At 53.2% G+C, this 15854-nt stretch carries 13 protein-coding genes; all 13 read left to right on the top strand.

The window, feature by feature from the left end; translation table 11 throughout:
• The first annotated feature begins 3 nt into the window (after positions 1–3).
• The 13 genes from murD (at position 4) to mutT (ending at position 15852) form a co-directional block, all read left to right on the top strand.
• Entirely contained in the window at positions 4–1374 is a 1371-nt protein-coding gene (gene murD, locus ACFOSD_RS01165) for a UDP-N-acetylmuramoyl-L-alanine--D-glutamate ligase (protein WP_380694479.1), read from the top strand.
• Positions 1371–2582: a putative lipid II flippase FtsW gene (ftsW, locus tag ACFOSD_RS01160; RefSeq protein WP_380694482.1), complete on the top strand. Its 1212-nt coding sequence runs from the start codon at positions 1371–1373 to the stop codon at positions 2580–2582. Before murD ends, ftsW begins: the two co-directional genes overlap by 4 nt.
• Positions 2575–3660, top strand: a complete 1086-nt coding sequence (murG, locus tag ACFOSD_RS01155) for an undecaprenyldiphospho-muramoylpentapeptide beta-N-acetylglucosaminyltransferase (protein ID WP_380694484.1) — start codon at positions 2575–2577, stop codon at positions 3658–3660. The genes ftsW and murG overlap by 8 nt, the downstream gene beginning before the upstream one ends.
• Positions 3657–5099: a UDP-N-acetylmuramate--L-alanine ligase gene (murC, locus tag ACFOSD_RS01150; RefSeq protein ID WP_380694486.1), complete on the top strand. Its 1443-nt coding sequence runs from the start codon at positions 3657–3659 to the stop codon at positions 5097–5099. Before murG ends, murC begins: the two co-directional genes overlap by 4 nt.
• 8 nt (positions 5100–5107) lie before the next feature.
• Positions 5108–6037 (top strand): D-alanine--D-alanine ligase, encoded by a 930-nt coding sequence (locus ACFOSD_RS01145; RefSeq protein WP_380694488.1) that lies wholly within the window; start codon positions 5108–5110, stop codon positions 6035–6037.
• 4 nt (positions 6038–6041) lie between these two features.
• Positions 6042–6812, top strand: a complete 771-nt coding sequence (locus tag ACFOSD_RS01140; protein ID WP_380694491.1) for a cell division protein FtsQ/DivIB — start codon at positions 6042–6044, stop codon at positions 6810–6812.
• A complete protein-coding gene (gene ftsA / locus ACFOSD_RS01135; RefSeq protein WP_380694493.1) occupies positions 6809–8050 on the top strand; it encodes a cell division protein FtsA in 1242 nt (413 codons plus the stop codon). Before ACFOSD_RS01140 ends, ftsA begins: the two co-directional genes overlap by 4 nt.
• A 59-nt stretch (positions 8051–8109) precedes the next feature.
• The gene (gene ftsZ / locus ACFOSD_RS01130; protein WP_380694974.1) at positions 8110–9258 is read left to right on the top strand and encodes a cell division protein FtsZ; all 1149 of its coding nucleotides are present in this window, start codon (positions 8110–8112) and stop codon (positions 9256–9258) included.
• Between the two features lie 86 nt (positions 9259–9344).
• Positions 9345–10250, top strand: coding sequence for a UDP-3-O-acyl-N-acetylglucosamine deacetylase (gene lpxC, locus ACFOSD_RS01125; RefSeq protein WP_380694495.1), 906 nt, complete (start codon positions 9345–9347; stop codon positions 10248–10250).
• Between the two features lie 21 nt (positions 10251–10271).
• Entirely contained in the window at positions 10272–11198 is a 927-nt protein-coding gene (locus ACFOSD_RS01120; protein ID WP_380694496.1) for a M23 family metallopeptidase, read from the top strand.
• 158 nt (positions 11199–11356) lie between these two features.
• Positions 11357–14056 (top strand): preprotein translocase subunit SecA, encoded by a 2700-nt coding sequence (secA, locus tag ACFOSD_RS01115; protein WP_380694497.1) that lies wholly within the window; start codon positions 11357–11359, stop codon positions 14054–14056.
• 183 nt (positions 14057–14239) lie between these two features.
• Positions 14240–15454, top strand: a complete 1215-nt coding sequence (gene argJ, locus ACFOSD_RS01110; RefSeq protein WP_380694499.1) for a bifunctional glutamate N-acetyltransferase/amino-acid acetyltransferase ArgJ — start codon at positions 14240–14242, stop codon at positions 15452–15454.
• Positions 15451–15852, top strand: coding sequence for an 8-oxo-dGTP diphosphatase MutT (gene mutT, locus ACFOSD_RS01105; protein ID WP_380694501.1), 402 nt, complete (start codon positions 15451–15453; stop codon positions 15850–15852). The genes argJ and mutT overlap by 4 nt, the downstream gene beginning before the upstream one ends.
• Positions 15853–15854 lie beyond the last annotated feature (2 nt).

Genomic DNA, 15854 nt, shown 5'->3' with positions numbered 1-15854 from the left:
ACTATGGCAACACAGTTGATCAGTACAGACACACAGCGCGTGGTCATCGGCCTGGGTAAAACCGGGTACAGTATGGCGACTTGGCTGGCCGAGCAAGGGTTAACCTTCCGCGTGATTGATACGCGGACGGCACCGCCCTATGCGGCGCAATTTGTCGCTGAACAACCACAGGTTGAGGTGTGTTTGGGGCGCTGGCAAGCCGATTGGATGAACAGTGCCAACGAACTCTATGTCAGCCCCGGGGTTGCTCTGGCCGAACCGGTTATAGCCGAGGCCATTGCCCGCGGTGCACGCGTGGTGAGTGATATAGGCCTGTACGCCCGGCAAAGCACCGCACCCATCATTGCGGTGACCGGCTCGAACGGTAAGAGCACCGTCGTGACCTTATTGGGCGAAGTAGCACGACATTTGGGTATTAATGCTGCCGTCGCTGGCAATATTGGCAAGCCGGTGCTGGATTTGCTGCACGAACCACATGATATCGCCATTCTTGAACTGTCCAGTTTCCAATTGGAAATGATTGATGAGCTGAATGCGCAAGTCGCCATGGTACTGAACATCAGCCCGGACCATATGGATCGATATCCCGATTTCGCCGCCTACCGACTGGCCAAACATCGCATCTTTAATGGCTGTGAAAGCCTAGTGGTCAACGCCGACGATGTCCTGACGCAGCCTTTGATGTCCAGCAAACGGCCATTTCAAGCGTATTCTTTGCAGCGCAAAGATATGGGCATGCTGTACGGCGAAAGCAACCCACATGGCGTTCGTATTTTTGATGGGCTAGAAGAACGGATGGCCTGGGATGCCTTGCGGATTAAAGGTCGTCACAACCTGCAAAATATCCTTGCCGTGGTGTCAGTGGCCAAGTTGATGGGCTGGCCAATGCCAGAGGTTGCGCAAGCCATAGGGCAGTTTAAGGGTCTTCCGCATCGTACCGAGTGGGTGGCCGAACATGAGGGCATTACGTACGTTAATGACTCCAAGGGCACCAATGTAGGTGCGACCATTGCGGCGATTGAAGGTCTGGCATCTGACTGTGCAGGGCGGATGCACGTTCTATTGGGTGGCGACAGTAAGTCGGCAGATTTTTCGGCTTTGGCAAAAACCTGCGCCGTGCAAGGTGTATCGGCATATACCTACGGCCGTGACGGTGCTCGGATCGCATCGGTATGTACAGCGGCGGGCGTGCCAACGGACAGCGTGACCACCATGGTTGAGGCTTTGGCGGCGGCGCGGAACAAAGCAACATCAGGCGATTGGGTAATCCTTTCGCCCGCCTGCGCCAGTTTTGATCAGTTCACCAATTTTGAAGCACGGGGTGATGCCTTTGTTGCGGCCGTTGAGACCCTGTTGGCAGGAGGTGAGTCATGACGACGTCTGCGCCAACCTCAAGTACCCCAACATTGTGGGAAATGCTGCGGACTCAACGTCGCTTTTCGTTGCAAAGAACAGACGGCTATTTGTTGATGCTGAGCTTTGGCTTGGCGTTGTTCGGTTGGTTGATGATTACCTCGGCCTCCATGGATTTCGCACAGCAAAACATGGGCAGTCCATTTGCCTTGATGCAACGCCACGGCGTTTATCTTGCTTTGGCAGTGATCGGTTTCACCGTGACCGTTCAGATACCGTTAGCGGTTTGGTATCGATTGGGTGCACCGATTTTGTTGCTCGGTTTCGTGCTGTTGGTGCTGGTGCTGGTGCCCGGCATTGGCCGCGAGGTGAATGGTAGTTCACGCTGGATCAATTTGGGTTTTATTCAATTCCAGCCCAGCGAATTGGCCAAGCTGGCGATTATTCTCTATGTCGCCGGTTACTTGGTGCGGCGGCAAGAAGAGGTTCGTACCAGCTTTAGCGGTTTCCTGAAGCCTTTGTTGGTGGTGGCTGCGATGACGGTGTTGTTGTTGGCTGAGCCGGACTTTGGAGCGGTCGTGGTGGTCATGACCACGATAATGGGCATGATGTTTCTGGGTGGTGTCCGCGCCGGACAGTTCTTCGTCACCGTGGCGGTGGCCATCATTTCCGCTGGTTTAATGGCAATAACACAGACATACCGGGTGCAACGTTTGATGTCCTTTACCAACCCATGGTCGGAAGAAAATGTGTTTGGTTCAGGTTATCAATTGACGCAAGCGCTGATCGCTTTTGGTCGCGGTGAATGGTTTGGCGTTGGTTTAGGCAACAGCCTGCAAAAATTATTTTATTTGCCGGAAGCGCACACCGATTTCATCGTTGCCATCATTGCCGAAGAATTAGGCTTGTTCGGCATTTTAGCCATGTTAGGGGCGTTGACGTGGCTGGTTGTATTGATCGTGCGTATTGGTTGGCAAGCGGACCAGCGCGGGCAGTCCTTCGGTGCGTTCATTTGTTTTGGCATTGCCATGGTGTTCGCCTTACAGATTTTCATCAACGTTGGCGTAAACAGTGGTTTATTGCCCACCAAAGGGTTGACCTTGCCGTTAGTCAGTTACGGTGGCACCAGCTTGTTGGTCAGTTTTGCCATGATCGGCCTGGTCGCACGCGTGGCGACTGAACTCGGCGACGACGCCAGCATATCCCAGGGAGGGCAGCGGCATGACTGAACCTAGGGTATTGATCATGGCCGGTGGAACCGGCGGGCATGTGTTTCCGGCCTTGGCGGTCGCCGAACGTTTGCAACAACGTCACGTTGCTGTGGCCTGGTTAGGCACGGCAAAAGGCATTGAAAATACCGTTGTACCTGCGGCCGGTCTGACCCTGCATCGTTTGACGGTAACCGGTGTGCGCGGCAAGAGCGGGATGACACGAATATTGGCACCTTGGTTCATTGTGCAGTCTATCTGGCAAGCATGGCGTCTCATTCAGCAGCTAAAACCCCAAGCCGTTTTAGGCATGGGTGGCTATGCCTCGGGGCCGGGCGGTATTGCCGCTTGGTTGTCGCGTGTCCCCTTAATTATTCATGAACAAAATGCGGTAGCGGGCACCACCAATCGTTTACTGTCGCGTTTCGCGCGCACCGTGTTGAGTGCTTTTCCACGGGCTTTTGGGCCGGATGTGGCGGCGCAGGTGGTCGGCAACCCAGTACGTGCGGAATTGTGTGATGTTGCCTCCCCTGTGCAGCGCGGTTTAGGTATGAAAAAGCCTTATCGCTTGCTGGTGTTGGGTGGTAGTCAAGGCGCGCTGGCGATCAATCAATGCGTTCCTAAGGCGCTGGCTCTGTTGGCGGAAGATGAGCGCCCGCAAGTCCTGCATCAATGCGGTGCGGTGCATTTGGCCGCTACCGAGCAAGCCTACGCAGAGGCCAATGTCGTCGCGCAGGTTACACCTTTTATCGACGATATGGGCGCAGCGCTCTTGAACGCCGATGCCGTGGTCGCGCGAGCGGGTGCATTGACCGTGGCCGAAATTGCGGCGGTCGGTTTGGGCAGTATCCTGATTCCGTTTCCACACGCCATTGATGACCACCAAACCGCCAATGCGCAAACGTTGGCGGATATTGGCGCAGCCACCTTGCTGCAGCAGGATAAGATGACCCCCGACACCTTGGCTCGTGCACTAGAAGAATTGCTGCAGCATGAAACGTTATTGAATCGTGCCGCAGCTGCGCGTGCTGCGGGCATGCCTGAAGCCACCGAGCGGGTAGTCCGCGAATTGGAAAAATATATGGGAGAGAAGGCATGACCTTCAAGAAATCCAACATCACCGTATTCGATGTGCCTGAAATGCGCCGTATTCGCCGCATTCACTTTGTTGGTATTGGCGGCGTGGGCATGTGCGGTATTGCCGAGGTATTGCTTAATCAAGGCTACGAGATTTCCGGTTCGGATATTCGCGCCAGTGCAGTGACTGCTCGCTTGGAACAGCTCGGTATGATCATCAGTATCGGCCACAAAGCAGAAAATATTTCTGCCGCTCACGTTGTGGTGACCTCTACCGCCGTAAAGAAAGATAATCCGGAAGTGTTGGCCGCCGAAGCGCAGCGCTTGCCGATTGTTCCACGCGCTGAAATGTTGGCTGAATTAATGCGTTATCGGCATGGTATCGCCATAGCGGGCACGCACGGCAAAACCACTACGACCAGTTTAGCGGCCTCAGTGTTGGCGGAAGGTGGTTTGGATCCGACGTTTGTGATCGGTGGGCGTCTAAACAGTGCTGGCACCAATGCGCGGCTCGGTACGTCCCGTTACCTGGTGGCGGAGGCCGACGAAAGCGATGCGTCGTTCTTGCACCTGCAGCCTATGGTGGCTGTGGTGACGAACATTGATGCCGATCACATGGACACCTATGGCGGTGATTTTGAACGGGTCAAGGATACCTTTGTCAGCTTTCTGCATAACCTGCCGTTTTATGGTTTGGCTATTTTGTGTGTCGATGACGAACATGTCCAAAGCATTATCCCGCGGATTGGTCGGCCCATCGTCACCTATGGCATAGCGGAAGACGCGGATTATCGAGTGTCGGATATTCGCCCCGAAGCCTACAGCACCAGCTTTCGAGTCCAACGGCCCGGTGGTCTACCGGCCTTGGATGTGCGGGTCAACATGCCTGGTCAACACAATGTTTTAAATGCTGCCGCAACCGTCGCTATGGCGACCGAAGAAGGGGTTGATGATGAGTCAATCGTGCGCGCTTTAGCGCGATTCGAAGGGGTTGGTCGCCGATTTCAAGTGCGGGGCGAGTTCGATACGCCAAAAGGCAGCATGATGCTGGTGGATGACTACGGACATCATCCGCGTGAACTGGAAGTAACCATTCAAGCGGCCCGTCAAGGTTGGCCGGATCGTCGTCTGGTGTTGGTTTTTCAACCGCACCGTTTTACTCGTACGCGTGATCTCTACGAAGATTTCGTGCGCGTGCTGTCGGAAGTAGATGTATTGGTGCTATTGGATGTCTATGCCGCGGGTGAAGAACCGATCAATGGTGCCGATGGCCGTTCACTGGCGCGCAGCATTCGCCAGCGCGGACAGGTAGAACCCATGTTTGTGGAAGACAAGGCGGAAGTTTTAGCCCTGCTGCCCAACGTGCTTCAGGGCGGTGATTTAGTGATCGCGCAGGGTGCAGGCGATATTGGCGGTTTAGCGATTCAACTGGCTGAACAGGAATTGGGTTTTAAGGTATGAGTAAGGCGATGCATTCACCATCCCCACTAACTTACGCAGCCGGGCGCATTGCTGTGCTCTACGGTGGTACATCGGCAGAACGGGTGGTGTCGCTGAACAGTGGGCGTGCCGTGATCAAGGCGTTGCAGGAAAAGGGCTATGACGTACTGCCCTTGGACACCGCCGAGCCCTTTATTGAAGCGTTAAACAGCGGCGATGTTGCGCAGGTGTTTATCGCCTTGCACGGTCGCGGCGGCGAAGACGGCAGCATTCAAGGTTTTCTCGAAACGCTCGGTTTGCCTTATACCGGCAGCGGCGTGGCGGCTTCTGCACTGGCGATGAATAAAGTCGTTACGAAACAGATTTGGGCCGCACACGGGCTACCGACAGCACCTTTTGAATTGCTGAGCGAAGACACTGATTGGACGGAAACGCTCGCGCGCCTGGGTGGTAAGGTGGTGGTTAAACCGGTTCTGGAAGGTTCGAGCATTGGCATCACCATCGCCAGCACCGCTGACACCTTGCAGGCCGGTTTTCACTTGGCACGCCAATACGATGCCGTGGTCATGGCGGAACGCTTTATTGCCGGGCCTGAGTACACCATGAGTATTTTGGGTCAGCGTGCCTTGCCTGTGATTCGTATGCAATCGGCCGGGGAGTTCTATGACTACGATGCGAAATATGAGCGTGATGACACCGCCTATCATTTGCCCAGTGGGCTGTCGGATGCCGACGAAACTGAGTTACAAAGTCTCGCCCGTCAAGCCTTTGTTGCCTTAGGTTGCACCGGTTGGGGCCGTATCGATGCCATGCGTGATGCCGATGGTCGATGGTACTTGTTAGAGGCCAATACCGTTCCCGGATTGACCAGCCATAGCCTGGTTCCGATGGCAGCTAAGGCCGCCGGGTTGGATTTTACGGCCTTGATTGAAGCGATTTTGAGCGGGGAAGGAGCGTGAAGGAATGACACGTCGGGGAGCAACCGTTCGGCGCCAGTGGCCCACGCTAAGCGTGCGTTTGCCGTCGTTCGACTGGTTACGTTTGCGTCCTTTCGTGTTGGGCGCCTGCGCCGTCTGTGCGATTGCTTTGGTGGTGTTTGCCGTGCGCGGGTTGTCGCCGGAACGGGTGCAGTGGTCTTTGGAGTCCGATCTGTTGTTTCAGGATGAAAGTGAGTTGATGGCTATGCTGCAACCGTTTCAAGACATCAGTTTTTGGCGGGTAGAGTTGCATGCGGTTGAGGCGCATCTCGCTACATTGCCATGGGTGGCGCAAGCGACGGTGACAAGACGTTGGCCGGATCAGATCGCCATCGCGGTGCGTGAGCAAACACCGCTGGCGTATTGGAATGATGAGGCGTTTATCAACAGTCGCGGTGATGTGTTTGGGCCAAGCGACTTGGTGTTTGATTTGCCTCGTCTGGCGGGGCCTGATGGGCAGTCGGTCACCGTAATGACCAACTATCTGCAATTCAGCCAAATGTTCAGTTTGATGGGGCAGCGCATAACGGCACTGGAACTGGCCGAACGCGGTGCTTGGACCGTGTATTTAGACAATGGCGTCGTGGTCTATCTAGGACGCCAGGATATTTTACAGCGCGCGCGCCGAGTGGCGCGGGTTTTAGGTGATTTAGATAACCGAGCCGAACCGGGGGCCATTGCCGTCATGGATGCGCGGTACCAATTTGGGGTAGCAGTGCAATGGAAAACGGAAGCAGGAGTGGGAGAAACAGTATGAGTTCAGCGCACAAAGGCGAGTTGATTGTCAGCCTGGACATTGGTACGTCTAAGGTGGTTGCCATTGTCGGACTGGTGACGGCGGACGGCGGTTTAGAGGTCGTCGGCTTGGGTTCACATCCGGCATATGGCATGAAGAAAGGCGTGGTGGTGAACATTGAATCCACCGTGCAATCGATTCAGCGGGCCATTGAAGAAGCGGAATTGATGTCGGGTTGTGACATTCACTCCGTGCATGTGGGAATCGCGGGCAGTCATATTCGCAGCCACAACAGCAATGGCATTGTGGCAATCCGCGACAAAGAAGTGCAGGAGGCAGACGTCGAGCGGGTGATCGATGCCGCGCAAGCCATCGCCATACCCGCAGATCAGAAAATTTTGCACATCTTGCCGCAAGAATACGTCATCGATAACCAAGAAGGCATTAAAGAGCCCTTCGGCATGTCGGGCGTGCGTTTGGAAGCCAAGGTGCACTTGGTGACCGCCGCCGAAAACGCCGTGCAGAACATCGAAAAGTGTGTGCGCCGTTGTGGTCTGGAGGTGGATCAGATCATCTTGGAACAACTGGCATCCAGCTATGCCGTGCTCACGGCCGATGAAAAAGAGTTGGGTGTGTGTATGGTCGATATCGGCGGCGGAACAACCGATATTGCCATCTTTACCGAAGGCGCTATCCGGCACACCGCCGTCATCCCGATTGCTGGTGATCAAGTGACAAATGACATCGCCATGGCGTTTGCGACGCCAACGCAGCACGCTGAAGAAATCAAAGTCAAGTATGCCTGTGCCCTGGCGCAACTGGCGGGTGCTCATGAGTCCATCAAGGTGCCCAGCGTGGGTGACCGACCACCGCGGGAACTGTCCCGCCAAGCGCTGGCCGAGGTGGTGGAGCCACGTTATGAAGAACTCTTTTCGTTGATTCAAGCAGAGCTGCGGCGCAGTGGCTACGAAGAGATGATTCCGGCGGGTATTGTGCTGACGGGCGGTACGTCTCGCATGGAAGGAGCGGTGGAGCTGGCCGAAGAGGTGTTTCATATGCCGGTTCGGTTGGCCTACCCCACCGGTGTTACAGGGTTAATTGATGTCGTACAGAGCCCCGTGTTCTCAACGGGGGTTGGATTGCTGTTGCATGGATTACAGCAATTGGAATTGCAGGGCAGTAAAAAGAAGAAACGGGCGCAAAAGCAACAAGCTGGTTGGTTTACGCGCTTTAAAGATATGGTCAAACACAATTTCTAATGGATAGAAGAGGAGCGGGGAAAATGGCTGAATATGAAAAGTCAATGACATCGGGCGATATGTTCACCTTAGTGGAATCATCACCCAATCAAGCTGTCATCAAAGTGATTGGCGTTGGCGGCGGCGGTTGCAATGCCGTGCAGCACATGCTGACCACCAATCAGGTGCCGGGCGTGCAATTCATCTGCACGAACACCGATGCGCAAGCCTTGGACGTACTTGATGGTGCCACGGTGTTGCAATTGGGCGGCGCCTTAACCAAAGGTTTGGGTGCAGGCGCTAACCCTGAAGTGGGACGGCAGTCGGCGCTGGAAGACCGCGACAAAATTGTAGAAGCCTTGCAAGGTTCTGACATGGTGTTCGTTACCGCTGGCATGGGTGGTGGTACAGGTACCGGGGCAGCACCCATAGTGGCTGAAGTCGCAAAAGAATTGGGCATTTTGACCGTTGGTGTGGTGACCAAGCCGTTCAAATTCGAAGGCCGTCGGCGCATGAAATTGGCCGACGCAGGCATTGACGCTTTGCGCCAGCACGTGGATTCATTGATTTGCATCCCGAACCAAAAATTGCTGACCGCGATGTCTGAGGATGTGAGTCTGCTTGATGCGTTTGCTGAAGCTGATAACGTCTTGTTGAATGCGGTTCAGGGTATTTCTGACCTGATCATTCGCCAAGGTAAGATCAACGTTGACTTCGCAGACGTTCGTACTGTCATGGCAGAAATGGGTATGGCGATGATGGGTGCCGGTATTGCACGCGGCGAAGGCCGTGCTTTGAAGGCCGCCGAAGCCGCGATTAAATCGCCGCTGTTGGAAGATGTTGATTTGCGCGGCGCGCGTGGTGTTCTGGTGAATATTACCGCAGGCGTTAGCTTGGGCTTACGGGAATATGAAACGGTCGGTGAAATCATTGAAGAATTTGCCGCTGAAGACGCGACGATTGTTATCGGTACGGCGATCGATCCAGAGTTGACGGATGAGATTCGGGTAACCGTGGTGGCGACGGGTATTGGTGAGCGTGATGAGAAACCGGTCATCGCGGTCGACAATACGCGTAAAAAAGTCGAAACGAATTACCAGAAACTGGACCGTCCAACGGTCATGCGTCGCCGTGATGAGACCGTAAAAAGTCAAAATACCGGCGCAAAGTCGCATGGAATGGATGATTTGCTTGACGTTCCGGCGTTCTTACGCCGTCAGGCTGATTAACACTTTGTATTTTTGGAATCCTTGACTATCTGCTATGATCTACGCACATTAGCATTTGTCACAATTTAAACTAGGATTCCAACAACATGGTGAAGCAACGTACCCTAAGAAACGCCATCAAAGCGACGGGCGTAGGGTTACATTCTGGAGAGAAGGTCTTTTTGACGCTTCGTCCCGCTCCCGTGGACACAGGGATTGTCTTTCGTCGGACAGACCTTGATCCAGAAGTAGAGATTCAAGCATTCGCACAGAATGTTGGCGACACCACATTGTCCACCACCTTGATGAAGGGCGATGTGCGTGTCGATACGGTAGAACACTTGCTGTCCGCTTTGGCTGGCCTTGGCATTGATAATGTATATGTCGATGTCAGTGCGGCTGAAGTGCCGATCATGGATGGCAGTGCAGGACCCTTTGTCTTTTTGTTGCAATCAGCCGGTATAGCCGAACAAGATGCGGCGAAGAAATACATTCGCATCATCCGGCCAATCGAAGTGCGAGACGGTGACCGCGTCGCGCGCTTCGAACCTTATGACGGATTCAAAATCAGCTTTAAGATCCAGTTTGATCATCCTGCTTTTACCACAGCCAGCCAATTTGCCAGCTTGGAATTTTCGTCGTCTACCTTTGTCAAAGAAATCAGTCGGGCCCGAACATTCGGTTTCATGCGTGATTTCGAGTACTTGCGTGCGAACAATCTGGCCTTAGGTGCTAACTTCAACAACGCTATTGCCATGGACGAGTATCGGGTATTGAATGAAGATGGATTGCGTTATGAAGACGAATTCGTTAAACATAAGATTCTGGACGCTGTGGGTGACCTCTATCTGTTGGGTCACAGCTTGATTGGGCATTTTATCGCTGAGAAATCAGGCCACGGGTTGAATAATTTACTGTTGCGGGAGTTGATCTGTCATCCCGAAACATGGGAATACATGACGTTCGATTCTCCTGAAGCAGCGCCGATTTCATACCGACCTGTTTTGGCTTAGAAGCATAAGAAAGTAACGATTATGGATATTATTCTTGTCAGCCGCCGCCATGGCAGCTCTACACACATTCCGCGTTGGTTAGGTAAGTTGGTCTTGCCTGCCTTTGTTGTGCTGTTGGGTAGTGCTTTTTACGGTGGGTATCGTGTTGGCGCGCCGATCCATGAGATGGCGTTAAGCCGCGATGCCATGAGTCAGTGGGAGAGTGAAATCCAGAGCCAGAAGGCTGAAGTAGAAAAAGTGTCCCGTCTGACGTATGAACAGCTCGATGCCCTCACCGTTCGGGTGGCAGAGTTGCAAGCTCGGTTGACCCGGGTCGATGCACTCGGTGAGCGCTTGGTTGAAGTGGCGGGGCTGCAAGATGGCGAATTCGACTTTACCATGGTTCCGGGGGTCGGCGGGCCAGAGTTGAGTTCTGAAGGCATGGCCTATCGGCCACCCTCCTTCACGGAAGCGCTTGACCAGTTAGACGATCACATCGTAAGCCGCAGTTACCAGTTGTCCATCCTTGAATCCGTTCTGCAAAATCGCAATATTGATGCGCAAACCTTTGTCGCAGGCCGACCGGTCGGTTCAGGCTCGTGGATGAGCTCTCGTTTCGGTTATCGTACGGATCCGTTTACCGGCCGCATCACATGGCATAACGGGCTCGATTTTGCGGGTCGCCAAGGTATCGATGTCATGTCGGTTGCCTCAGGTGTCGTGGTCTACAGTGGTGATCGCGGTGGTTATGGCAATACGGTCGATATCAATCATGGCGGTGGCTATGTGACCCGTTATGCGCACAATAAGGAGTTGTTGGTGAACGTAGGTGATATTGTTGAGAAAGGTCAGCCTATTGCTACGCTGGGGTCAACGGGCCGTTCGACGGCGCCGCACGTACATTTTGAAGTCTTCCTGAACGGTCGGGCTGTAGACCCGGCGCCTTACATTACCCGCCGGATGAACTAACACGCCGCTTTCGTTAAAGCGGCCTTTGTTCGAATGTGGTCGCTATTAACGGTCTTTTTTACGCTATTTCTGCACCAATTTCCCGCAACAGAACATGCCTAAATCCTTGATAACTCTGGTATAGTAACGCCAATTAATTTTTTATCAGAAAGAGTGTCATGTTTACTCAGTTAGCCAGAAAACTTGTCGGCAGTAAAAACGAGCGCGAGATCAAGCGCCTTAATAAAATCGTTCACCAGATCAATCAATTAGAAGCGGATATTGCCGCCTTGGATGATGCTGGATTGCAAGCCAAAACGGCAGACTTGAAAGCTCGCTATTCGGGTGGTGCAACCTTAGATGCCCTGTTACCGGAAGCCTTTGCGGTATGCCGTGAAGCCAGTAAGCGAGTTATGGGCATGCGCCATTTCGATGTTCAGCTCATCGGCGGAATGGTGTTGCACAGCGGCAAAGTGGCCGAGATGAAAACCGGTGAAGGTAAGACCCTGGTGGCGACCTTGGCTGCCTATTTGAATGCGCTGGCAGGCGAAGGCGTTCACATCGTGACGGTCAACGATTATCTGGCCGCGCGCGATGCCAACTGGATGCGCCCGCTGTACGAATTCCTCGGCCTGACTGTCGGTATTGTGCGCGGTCAACAACCGCCAGAGGAAAAGCGTGCTGCGTATCAGTGCGACATCACCTATGGCACCAACAACGAAATGGGCTTTGACTACTTGCGGGATAACATGGCCTTCCGCAAAGAAGACAAGTATCAGCGCGGGCATGTTTTCGCGGTGGTAGACGAAGTCGATTCGATTTTGATTGACGAAGCACGTACGCCGTTAATCATTTCTGGTCCGGCAGAAGACAGTTCCGATAAGTACATTCAACTGAATAAATTGATCCCAAAGCTCAAACGCCATATTCCCGCAGAGGAAGGTGTTGAAGAGCAGGCAGGCGATTTTAAAATAGACGAAAAAGACCGTTTGGTGGAGCTGACTGAACAGGGCCACGAGCGTCTGGAGTCCATGCTGATCGACGCAGGCCTGTTGCAAGAAGGCGAGTCGTTGTATTCACCACAAAACCTGACATTACTGCATCACGCGCATGCCGCGTTGCGGGCGCACAATCTTTTTCAACGCAACGTAGATTACATCGTCCAAGACAAAGACGTTGTCATTGTCGATGAACATACCGGCCGTACCATGCCGGGGCGGCGTTGGAGTGAAGGCCTGCACCAAGCCATTGAGGCCAAAGAAGGGTTGCCCATTCAGCGCGAGAATCAAACGCTCGCCTCCACCACCTTCCAGAACTACTTCCGTTTGTACAGTAAGCTCTCCGGTATGACGGGCACGGCAGATACCGAAGCGTTTGAGTTGAACCAAATTTACGGTTTGGATGTCGTGGTAATCCCGACGAACCGTCAGGTTACGCGTATTGACCATAACGATTTGGTCTACATGTCGGAAGCCGAAAAATACCAAGCGGTGATTAAAGACATTCAAGCCTGTGTGAAAAGCGGTCGTCCAGTGCTGGTCGGAACGGCGTCTGTTGAAGCCTCAGAGCGTATTTCTGATGCTCTGACCAAAGAAGGCATAAAACATAATGTGTTGAACGCCAAAAACCACGCCAACGAAGCACAAATCATTGCTGATGCCGGACGTGCAGGCGCGGTAACCATTGCCACCAACATGGCCGGCCGGGGAACCGACATCGTATTGGGTGGTAATTGGGAATCTGAAGTAAAGGCACTCGAAAACCCGAGCGCCGAGCAAGTAGCAGCGATCAAAGCAGCCTGGCAAGAGCGCCATGATGCGGTTTTAGCCGCTGGTGGTTTGCATATTATTGGCACCGAACGGCACGAGTCACGTCGTATTGACAATCAGTTGCGTGGTCGGTCCGGACGTCAGGGCGACCCTGGTTCTTCGCGCTTCTACTTGTCGCTGGAAGACAATTTCATGCGCATCTTTATGTCTGACCGCATGAAATCCATCATGCAAGGTTTAGGCATGGATAAGGGTGAAGCCTTAGAAGCCAAAATGGTCAGCAATGCCATTGAAAAAGCGCAACGCAAAGTTGAAAACCGCAACTTCGATATTCGTAAGCAATTACTGGAATATGATGATGTGGCTAATGATCAACGTACCGTGGTCTACCAGCAGCGCGACGAACTGATGGACGAAGAGGATCTTACCGAGATCATCGACAACATCCGCAACGATGTCGTGAACGCGGCCATTGATGAATTTATCCCGCCACAAAGCTTGTCCGAACAGTGGGACATTGCTGGCCTAACGGCCCATCTGCAGACGGCTTTTGCGGTGCAGTTGCCGATTCAGTCGTGGTTGGACAGTAACGACCATATGGATGAAAAAAGCATCCGCAAACAGGTGTTGGACGAAATCGTTACAGCCTATCGTGCTAAACAGGATGTTGCAGGTGCGGATGCGTTGCGTCAATTTGAAAAGCAGGTGATGTTGCAGGTATTGGACCAGCTGTGGAAAGAACACCTCTACGCCATGGATCAATTGCGTCAAGGTATCCATTTGCGTGGTTACGCGCAGAAGAATCCGAAGCAAGAGTACAAACGCGAAGCCTTTATTTTGTTCCAAGAGATGTTGGAGCAAGTGAAGCGTGAAGCCATCAAGTTACTCTCGCATGTGCAGGTTCGTAGCCGCGAAGAAGTGGAAGAAATGGACCGTAGACGTGCTGAGCAGCAAAAAGCCTTGCAAGTACTGCAGAAGCAACAAGCGGAAGCGTTGGCGCAAGGCAATGATTCGGCCGACGCCGATGCCGTGCCAAAGGTAGGGCGTAATGAGTCTTGTCCTTGTGGTTCGGGTAAGAAGTATAAGCACTGTCATGGCAAGCTAGCCTAAAGGGAACACCTAAAAGCCTCTTTTTCTTAAGCTGGTGTTGTTAAAAATGGCCTCAAAATGCTCATTTACGTACAGTAAACTGCGCATTCTCGGACATATTTGCCCAGCCAGCTTTTCGCCTCTGAGGCATTTAGATGCTCCTTTAAGTGCTATTGGATTTATGGGAACTATTCGAGGTAATTTATGGCTGTCGGCGTTGGCATTTCTACCCCTTTATTAGCGGTTCCCGGTGTTACCTTAGCCATCGGCTCGGCGGGTATAAAAAAACCGGGCAAACTCGACCTCACGGTGATGGCATTGGATGAGGGGTCGACTATTGCTGCAGTTTTTACACAGAATCAGTTTTGTGCCGCTCCGGTTACCTTGGCAAAGCGCCATTTAGCGCACAATTCTATACGTGCACTGGTCATTAATACGGGTAATGCGAACGCCGGTACCGGTGAGCGCGGCATGGCTGATGCGTTACAGACGTGCACAGCGGTTGCATCCACATTAGGGCTTTCTGCCGAACAAGTACTGCCTTTTTCAACGGGTGTTATTGGCGAATATCTACCGATGGACCGCTTGCTGTCTGCCATTCCGGGTACTGTGGAGCATTTGGGCGAAAGTGACTGGCACAGCGCTGCACATGCCATCATGACGACGGACACACGAGCCAAAGGGCACAGCATTGTATTGGACCTGGACGGAACCAATGTTACGTTGACCGGTATCAGCAAAGGGTCTGGCATGATCAAACCTAATATGGCGACCATGTTAGGGTTTGTCGCTACCGATGCAGCAGTGGCGCAAGCCGATCTTCAAGCCTTACTGACGCAGACCGCAGAGCAAAGTTTCAATCGGATTACCGTGGATGGTGATACCTCCACGAACGACGCCTGCGTTTTAGTCGCCACGGCAAAGTCTGGGGTGGCATTGTCGCCAGCGCATCCCCATTGGTCACGGTTTGTCGCGGCTATGGAAACCTTGATGCTAGAGCTTGCGCATCAGATCGTGCGCGATGGTGAAGGAGCAACCAAGTTCGTGGCGATTCAAGTGCATTCGGCGCGTACGCAGCAAGAAGCGCTCGATGTCGCTTACACGGTCGCACACTCGCCACTGGTAAAAACCGCCATGTCCGCCAGTGATGCCAATTGGGGGCGCATTCTAGCCGCCGTTGGGCGGGCACCCATCGAGCCCTTTGATTTGGCGGGGGTCGATATCTGGCTGGATGATGTGTTGTTGGTCAAACAGGGCCAAAAAAGCCCATCCTACGCCGAAGAGCAAGGCGCCGCCGTGTTTGCGCAAGATGCGTTCAGCATTCATATTCACATGGGGTGTGGTGTGGCCTCCGAAACGGTATGGACCACCGACCTGAGCCATGAGTATGTCTCCATCAATGCGGATTATCGTTCTTGAAGCAGATTGATGTTGCGGTAGGTGTCCTGATTGATGCCGACGGGCGCGTGTTATTGGCACGTCGCCCTGACCATTTGCATCAAGGCGGTAAGCTGGAATTTCCAGGCGGCAAGGTTGAGGCGGGTGAGGCCTTGGGGGCGGCACTAAAGCGGGAATTTCTTGAAGAGGTGAATGTTCACCTGACTGTGCCCGATAATATTAAGCCTTGGTTGTCGATCACGCATGATTATGGTGATAAACAGGTGCGCTTATTGGTGGTGAAATTAGCGGATTTTCACGGAGAACCACATGGTAATGAAGGTCAAGAGGTGTTTTGGCTTCACTTTGACGCCTTGAAGGCTGAAGAATTCCCGGCCGCCAATATTGAAATCATCGAGCGGTTACGCACCGCTTCCTAGCC

The organism is Salinispirillum marinum (genome assembly GCF_042650105.1).
In the GTDB taxonomy this organism is placed as follows: Bacteria; Pseudomonadota; Gammaproteobacteria; order Pseudomonadales; family Natronospirillaceae; genus Salinispirillum; species Salinispirillum marinum.
Note: the sequence above shows the minus strand (reverse complement) of the source record. Positions and strands in the feature narration are given on the sequence as shown.

What these genes read in the sequence shown, in the direction of transcription:
- ftsW (WP_380694482.1), top strand. Translation starts at nt 1,371, where the DNA reads ATGACGACGTCTGCGCCAACCTCAAGTACCCCAACATTGTGGGAAATG.
- ACFOSD_RS01120 (WP_380694496.1), top strand. Translation starts at nt 10,272, where the DNA reads ATGGATATTATTCTTGTCAGCCGCCGCCATGGCAGCTCTACACACATT.
- ftsA (WP_380694493.1), top strand. Translation starts at nt 6,809, where the DNA reads ATGAGTTCAGCGCACAAAGGCGAGTTGATTGTCAGCCTGGACATTGGT.
- ACFOSD_RS01140 (WP_380694491.1), top strand. Translation starts at nt 6,042, where the DNA reads ATGACACGTCGGGGAGCAACCGTTCGGCGCCAGTGGCCCACGCTAAGC.
- murG (WP_380694484.1), top strand. Translation starts at nt 2,575, where the DNA reads ATGACTGAACCTAGGGTATTGATCATGGCCGGTGGAACCGGCGGGCAT.
- murC (WP_380694486.1), top strand. Translation starts at nt 3,657, where the DNA reads ATGACCTTCAAGAAATCCAACATCACCGTATTCGATGTGCCTGAAATG.
- secA (WP_380694497.1), top strand. Translation starts at nt 11,357, where the DNA reads ATGTTTACTCAGTTAGCCAGAAAACTTGTCGGCAGTAAAAACGAGCGC.
- murD (WP_380694479.1), top strand. Translation starts at nt 4, where the DNA reads ATGGCAACACAGTTGATCAGTACAGACACACAGCGCGTGGTCATCGGC.
- ACFOSD_RS01145 (WP_380694488.1), top strand. Translation starts at nt 5,108, where the DNA reads ATGCATTCACCATCCCCACTAACTTACGCAGCCGGGCGCATTGCTGTG.
- ftsZ (WP_380694974.1), top strand. Translation starts at nt 8,110, where the DNA reads ATGTTCACCTTAGTGGAATCATCACCCAATCAAGCTGTCATCAAAGTG.
- lpxC (WP_380694495.1), top strand. Translation starts at nt 9,345, where the DNA reads ATGGTGAAGCAACGTACCCTAAGAAACGCCATCAAAGCGACGGGCGTA.
- argJ (WP_380694499.1), top strand. Translation starts at nt 14,240, where the DNA reads ATGGCTGTCGGCGTTGGCATTTCTACCCCTTTATTAGCGGTTCCCGGT.